Source organism: Kitasatospora sp. NPDC059599 (assembly GCF_042735125.1).
Classification (GTDB): Bacteria; Actinomycetota; Actinomycetes; order Streptomycetales; family Streptomycetaceae; genus Kitasatospora.
On record NZ_JBHWCL010000008.1, the window covers coordinates 122,684 to 129,267 of the forward strand.

General features: G+C 71.6%; 9 protein-coding genes and 1 pseudogene. 9 read left to right on the plus strand and 1 reads right to left on the minus strand.

Features of this window, described 5'->3' with window-relative positions; all coding sequences use genetic code 11:
- Positions 1-29 precede the first annotated feature (29 nt).
- From ACFV04_RS05015 to ACFV04_RS05025, 3 genes are all read left to right on the plus strand, one after another.
- Positions 30-689 carry a hypothetical protein gene (locus ACFV04_RS05015; RefSeq protein WP_380335040.1) on the plus strand — a complete coding sequence of 220 codons (660 nt, stop codon included), beginning with the start codon at positions 30-32 and terminating at the stop codon, positions 687-689.
- Positions 686-1,120 carry a winged helix-turn-helix domain-containing protein gene (locus ACFV04_RS05020; protein ID WP_380526860.1) on the plus strand — a complete coding sequence of 145 codons (435 nt, stop codon included), beginning with the start codon at positions 686-688 and terminating at the stop codon, positions 1,118-1,120. Before ACFV04_RS05015 ends, ACFV04_RS05020 begins: the two co-directional genes overlap by 4 nt.
- A 122-nt stretch (positions 1,121-1,242) precedes the next feature.
- Positions 1,243-1,686 (plus strand): hypothetical protein, encoded by a 444-nt coding sequence (locus ACFV04_RS05025; RefSeq protein WP_380335034.1) that lies wholly within the window; start codon positions 1,243-1,245, stop codon positions 1,684-1,686.
- Positions 1,687-1,719: 33 nt separating this feature from the next.
- Here the strand turns inward: ACFV04_RS05025 and tatA are convergent, their stop codons facing one another.
- Positions 1,720-2,016: a Sec-independent protein translocase subunit TatA gene (gene tatA / locus ACFV04_RS05030; RefSeq protein ID WP_380526862.1), complete on the minus strand. Its 297-nt coding sequence runs from the start codon at positions 2,014-2,016 to the stop codon at positions 1,720-1,722.
- 214 nt (positions 2,017-2,230) lie between these two features.
- Here tatA and ACFV04_RS05035 point away from each other — a divergent pair, with 214 nt between their 5' ends.
- From ACFV04_RS05035 to ACFV04_RS05060, 6 genes and pseudogenes are all read left to right on the plus strand, one after another.
- Entirely contained in the window at positions 2,231-2,587 is a 357-nt protein-coding gene (locus ACFV04_RS05035) for a hypothetical protein (protein ID WP_380335030.1), read from the plus strand.
- A gap of 58 nt (positions 2,588-2,645) precedes the next feature.
- Positions 2,646-3,185, plus strand: coding sequence for a hypothetical protein (locus ACFV04_RS05040; RefSeq protein WP_380335028.1), 540 nt, complete (start codon positions 2,646-2,648; stop codon positions 3,183-3,185).
- A 72-nt stretch (positions 3,186-3,257) separates the two neighbouring features.
- Positions 3,258-3,632, plus strand: coding sequence for a hypothetical protein (locus ACFV04_RS05045; protein ID WP_380526864.1), 375 nt, complete (start codon positions 3,258-3,260; stop codon positions 3,630-3,632).
- Between the two features lie 107 nt (positions 3,633-3,739).
- On the plus strand, positions 3,740-4,519 hold the full coding sequence (locus ACFV04_RS05050) for a class I SAM-dependent methyltransferase (RefSeq protein WP_380526865.1): 780 nt from the start codon (positions 3,740-3,742) through the stop codon (positions 4,517-4,519).
- A gap of 396 nt (positions 4,520-4,915) precedes the next feature.
- Entirely contained in the window at positions 4,916-5,380 is a 465-nt protein-coding gene (locus ACFV04_RS05055) for a hypothetical protein (protein ID WP_380526867.1), read from the plus strand.
- A gap of 509 nt (positions 5,381-5,889) precedes the next feature.
- Positions 5,890-6,584: pseudogene (locus tag ACFV04_RS05060) on the plus strand (hypothetical protein); the annotation flags it as partial.

Below are 6,584 nucleotides of genomic sequence, written 5' to 3' on the forward strand. Positions count from 1 at the left end.
AATCAGTTTGTAATGCAAACCTTGTCCTCATGACGACCCAACCCGTTCAGCCCCCGAGCGACCCCCAGGGCCTCCTGGCCATGAAGCGGGCCCTGGTCCACCGCGTCCGCCGCGAGCAACGCGGGGCCTGGTTCCCCCTCCTGGTCTTCGCCGCCGTGCGCCTCGGCGCCGCACCGGTGGTCCGCTACGGCCAGGGCGACCACAACGGGGACTTCCCGCCGGCCATGTGGTACTGGCCGGTGGCGCTGCTCCTCGCCTACGCCGCGATCAGCTGGTTCTACCTTCGCCGTTCCGCTCGCCGCGGCCTGGGCACCAGGGTCGGACCGTACCTGGCACTGGGCATCGCCCTGGTCGTGCTCATCACCGCCTACGTGGCGTGGACGGTCCTGCACCCGGACTTCCTCGCCGACCTCCGCGGCCCGTCGCCCGTCTCCCCCGTCCTCGACACGATCGTGAGCCCGGCGGGCACGATCGGCCTGGCCCTGCTGCTGCTCGCCCGCATCGAGCGCAGCTGGCTGCTCCTCGTCATCGCCTGCGGGTACCTTGGCATCATGCTCAGTACCGGGGGCGTCCCCGACCCGTCGCCGTGGCGCGACCTCCCGTACATCCTGCTGGAGGGGGGCGTGCTGCTGCTCGGCGGCATCGGCCTCGCGGTGCAGCAACGGATCCAGGGCCGGTCGGCCGCATGACCGAACACCCCACCAGCAGCCTCGACGACGTCGTGCACCAACGCGTCCGCCTGGGCATCCTCGCTGTGGCCAGGGAAGCCCGGCGGGTGGAGTTCACGTTCCTGCGCACCACGCTCGGCCTCACCGCCGGCAACCTCTCCCAGCACCTCGGGGTCCTGGAGAAGGCGGGCCTGGTCACGATCGACAAGGGCTACGAGGGCAAACGCGCCCGCACCTGGATCCAGCTCACCAAGGACGGCAAGAAGGCCCTGCACGACGAGATCGCCACGCTCAAGACCCTGATCCACCAGCTGGAAGGCCTCGCAGGCCCCACAGGCCCCGCAGGCCCCACAGACCTCGCAGGCCCCGCAGACCTCGCGGGAACCGGGACGCACGAGAGACCCGACGGGGAGGCCGCCCCCGGCTCCGGAGCCGCCCCCGCACCGGGCTGAGCCACCTGTTCCGGCCCCGTGGATCCGACCCAGGGATCCGGGCCCGACCGGGCCCGGATCGCCGCGCCCACCACCCCGGAATTCGCTTGCCGCCGGCGCACGGTCTGCGCGGATACTGCGGCATGAGCAGAATCGCGCAGGTCATCGTGCTGGCGCCGTACGCCGACGAGGTCATGGAACCCCTGACGCGGCCGGACGACGCGCGCAGCTGGCAGGGCTGTTTCGAGCCGCTCGGCCTGTTCGCCGGCGGGTGGGTGATCGAGTTCCACCGGATGCGGCCCCGGTCCGGGCTGCTCCGGCACCTGGAGTCCCTGGCGTGGCCGCACCCGGCGAGCGTGCAGGTGCTGATCCACGACGAGGAGGACGACTGCTTCGGGCTGTGGATGATGCGGGAGGGCGTCCTCACGGAGGTGCCGCTCCCCGGCCACAAGCGCTACTACGGTCGCGCGCCGGCCACGGACGAGTTCCCGCCCGAACCGGGGCTGCTGTGGCGGCCGGAGACCGCGGAGACCGCCGTTCCCGGTTGGGTCTTCCCGACGCCCCAGGACCATCGCCCGGCCTGGTGAGACCGGGCGCGCCGACCGGGGCCGCCGGTCGGTTCAGGCCGTCCGGTCGGGCCGGGCCGGCCCGTCGGCCTTCGCCTGCGAGGCCTGAGGGGCCGGCGCGGCAGAAGCTTCGGCAGTCGGCGCGGCAGCCTCCTCGGTGCCCTGGGCGCCCTCGCGCATCGCCGCCGTCTCGGTCTTCAGGATGCGCATCGACCTGCCCGGTCCGCGCGCCGTGTCGGGCAGCTTCTTGGAACCGAACAGCAGGATCACGATCGCCGGCACCACCAGCAGGTCCCAGGGCTCCGGACCGTTGCGCAGCATTTCCCTCACCGGGCCTTCCCTGTCGCTCATGCCGCCAGGCTCGCCAGGCTCGCCAGCGTAGGCTTGACCGATTTTCAGGCAAGAGGGAGGACGGCTGCACGCTCGGCCGATTCACCGGCCCCGCCGGGATCCCGCACCGAGGTGCACCCCGGCGAACCCCCGCCATCGCCCCGACCGCACAGGTGGACCCGGTCGGGCCGAAATGCAGTCGAGACAGGTCCAGCGGTCCGAGTAGCCTCGCCCCATGGTGGATCACGAGCGGTACGCCCTCTACCGGGAAGACTCGAAGGTACTGGCCGCGGTCGGGGAGCACGTCCACGCCCAGGTCGGCCGCGTCACGGTGCGACTGCCCAGGGCGGTGGCCCAGGCCGCGGTGGACGCCTGGGAGCGTGACGACTCGGGCGACCTCGGCGAGGAGACCCGCGAGCAGTACGAACTCCGGGGCCAGGCCGGTGACCTGGCACTGATCGGCCTGGCGATCTCGGAGGGCGGCCGCCCCTCGGGCGAGGAGGTCGTCGTCGACCTGCACGTCGCCTCGGCCGGGGCGGCCTTCCTCAGCTATGCCGAAGCCGCCGGGGCGGCCTTTCGGCCGTCGGAGTAGCCCGGGCCACAGCTGCCGCCCAGGGGAACGTCCGCCACCGGAAGACCGGAGTGACCGCATGGCCTCACTGGCAAGCCACGCCAACGTGTGGGAGACCTGCCTCCAACTCCTGCGCCGCCGGGGCTACCACCTGAAGGTCGAGCTCTCCGACGAGGAGGACGAGACCGCACGCGACGCCTGGCTCGCCGAGAAGGACGGCTTCACCTTCTGGGCCGACAACCCGATCGAACTGCTGGGGCTGGTCGCCGTGTACGAGGACACGCAACCCTCGGACGACCAGCCCTACTGGTGGTCCGCGAAGACCGTACGAGAGCGCCCCGGCGTCCGCGAACAACTCGTCGACGAAGCGCTCGCCACCCAGGACGCCCGCGTCGCGGAACTCGCCGCACGACGCGAGCGCGACCCGGGAGCCTGGGAGGCGGAGATCCGCGCGGCCTTCTGCTGGGCCGGCGACGAGATCCACGCCGCAGGCCACCTGGGGATCCCCCGCGCGGAGACGAGAAGGATCCTCGACGACCCGCGCCTCGCCGACCTGCGGGAACACGCGGGTTCCCGACCTGACGACACCGAACCCGCCGACGGCGGCCACGGCGTGTGAACGGCGTGCCGTACGCGTGGCCGTACGCGTGGCCGGTCGCGCGCGGGAGACGTGCCGGGCCACAATCACCGGGTGGCTGAAACCGGTGTGGTGCACGTCTTCCTCTCGCGCGGCCGGTTCTCGTCGTTCGAGGACCTGCGCGACCACGTCGACGAGACGTGGACGGAGACCGGTGGCGCGGTGCCCTCCGCCCTCATGACGGAGACCGGAATCGCCGAGCTCGAACCGCTGTGCGTCGAAGCCGTGCACGCCCGCGACGACGGCCACCTCGCCCCCGTTCCCCCCGGCATCCTCCTCCGCGACACCTCGTACGCCGACCAGTGGCTGCCGCGAGTGGAGTCGACCGAGCCGGCCGACGCCGCGATCTGCGTCTTCACCCCCAACGTGGTCACCGACCCGCACGGCACCTCCCTGCACTACCTCGGCCGCTTCACGTACCGGGCCTGAGGGTCACTCACCACGGGTGACCCGGCAACCCGCCGCCGCCCGCGCCCCACGCCTCCCACGCCCCGGTCGGCGGAATGGAACCTTGACAGCGCGGCTAGGTTCGGATCATGAACGGACGCGGGGTCGACGGCAGCGCGGGCGACGCGGACTACGGCACGATCGGCGGCGGATACGCCCGCTACCGGCAGCCGGACGCACGAATCGGGCAGGTGATCACCGCCGCCCTGGGCGGGGCCCGCACGGTGGTCAACGTCGGTGCCGGCGCCGGTTCGTACGAGTCGGCGACGCTGGCGGTGACGGCGGTCGAGCCGTCCGCGTCGATGCGCGCCCAGCGGCCCGCCCACCTGCCGCCCGCCGTCGACGCCGTCGCCGAACACCTGCCCTTCGACGACGACGCGTTCGACGCGGCGATGACCACCTTCAGCGTGCACCAGTGGAACGACCACCGCGCGGGACTGCGCGAGATGCGCCGAGTGGCACGGGGTCCCGTCGTCGTCCTGACCTGCGACCCCGAACTCGTCCGGGACTTCTGGCTGTACGCGTACGCACCCGAGGTACTGGACACCGAGGCGCGCCGCTATCCGTCCGTCGCGGCCATGACCGAGGCCCTCGGCGGACACACGACGGTGACCCCGGTGCCCATCCCCGCCGACTGCACCGACGGCTTCAACGAGGCGTACTACGCGCGCCCCGAGATGCTGCTCGACCCCGGCGCCCGACAGGCCTGCTCGGCCTGGAGCTTCGTCGACGAGCGGGCCCGCGAACGGTTCGCGGCGGACCTGCGGAGCGACCTGGCCGACGGAACCTGGGACGAACGATTCGGCTCCCTGCGGCAAAAGCCCTTCTACGAGGGATCGTTGGTCGTGATCCGGTCCGTCCCGGCCTGACCCCGGGCAACGACCGCGCCTCCCGACCCGGCCGCAGGTCCGGATCGGGAGGCCCCAGGAACGGCCGGACGGCGGCGACGCACGATGCCCGAGGGGACGAAACCCGCGCGCCGCCGACCCGCCCGCAGCCACCGTGTACCCCCACGCCCCCGACCCATGCCCCCGACCCACGCCGCCCACCCGGACCGCTTCGTCGTCCCGCGTGCCCGCCTTAGCGGAAGAACCAGCGCGTGCTGGCCCCCCGCTTCATGCCCACCGACAGAAGCGAGATCCACTAGGAGCAAGCCGAGTTCACCTTTCGGTCCGGACACCTGCCGGGCCCCACCGCCCGGACCTACGATTGGATTCAGCGACAGGAACTCTGCCTCGCGATCGACCACCGCCTAAGGAGTGCAGGTGATTTGGTGGCAATGCTCCTTCTTGGGTGCCTGCGGCGGCAGCGTGGTGGAGATGGTGTTGGCGTTCGCGTCGGTCCGCGACTGGCAGCGCGCACGCCGGACCCCAAAAGGCCTCGTCAAGCAGAAGCCGCCGAGGCTTCGTGTCTACGTCGATCTACCGGCTCACCTTTGTGCGCTGCCGTTTCGCGCCTTCCTGGGCGCCGTCCCGGCAGGAACGCTCGGTTGGGGAGGTCAGATCAGTGGCCCATGGGTCGCGCTCATCCTGGGTCTGGGTGCCCCGGCACTGCTTCTGCGGCTGGGGAGCAATCCCCAACTCAGCGCCGCGGTCGCCGGAATCCCAACGACCGGCGGCAGCCCCACCCAGATAGCGCGTGCCGTCTCCCTACCGACCGACGATGAGTTCAGCGATCTCGAAGGCATGAGTGTCAAGGCAGGTCCCGGTCTCACGGGAGGTGCGGAATGACGTCCGACTCCTTCGCGCGCCGACTTCTCAGCACACTGGTGGGTTCATCTGATACTCCGATGACCTCTCACGCGCCTGCCTTTTCTGGCTACAGCCTTCCCCGTCGTGTGCTTGCCAGTCTGCTCGGCGTCGTTCTCCCCCCGACAGCACACGCGTCCGCAAGCCTCCCAGGCACTGCAGTCGAGGACGTCGCACCAGGGCTCCCGTCACAACGGCCGGAGCAGACCGGTGACGGCAACGCCACCGACACCACCACGCCTACTCCGGCCGGCAACGCACACGACCGACGCTCGATGTTCCCGGTTCATTCCCGCTTTCACGCGGAACAGCGCCGGGAATCCGTCGTGCTGGCACACGCTGACGCACACCCTGGAGGTTCGACCGCCGAGTCCGTTGACCTCGGGCAGCGAACAGTGGTTTCACCCGCTCGGACTCATGTCAACGCGCTCGGTCGTGATCACGCCCGTGCCATCCTCCGAATTCGCCGGCTCGCGCAGGCGATCGCAGCACTGCCGGTCGTGGTGGCCGTGGGACTCCTCACCTGTTCGCTCACCGGCTGGTTCGGAGCGCCCGGTACGGCCGACGGCGTTGCCTGGGAGGCGGTCTACTGGGCAGTCTGCGCCGCAGTGGTGCTCAGCCTGGGCCTGACCGGACTGGTCCGGCACTCGCAAGCCGAAGCCGTTCCGCCCGCCACGCCCGTCGTCACACTGCACAACGCCGAGGCGCCCGAGCTGTACCGGCTGATCGACGAACTCGCCGGCCGGCTGGACGTCCCCGCGCCCTCCGCCATCGCCCTCACCCCGGACTGCGACAGTTGGCTGGAGGAGCACGACCGGCCCGAAGGGGCCGCCCCGGTGCTGGTGATCGGCTCGCCCTTCCTCTGGTGGATGCGGGCCGGCGAGCTGCGCGCCCTGCTGGCACCCGTGGTGGCCGGCAGCGCCGCCTCCGCCGACCCGGAGATCGCCGCCGCCCGCCGCTTCGTTCGCAGTCTGAACGCCGCCGTGGCGGTCGGGCACCGAGGCCCCCTCGCCGTGGCCGACCGGATCACCCGCCGACTGCTCGGCGCCTGCCGCGGCCACTCCGCCGAGCTGGAGCGCTCCGTCGCGGCCTGGGCCTCCGAGCAGGCCAGGACGGTCGACTACGGGCTGCGGATCGCCGCCCAGGAACAGGTCGGCCTCGCCTACGCCGGCTGGGACCGGCTGCT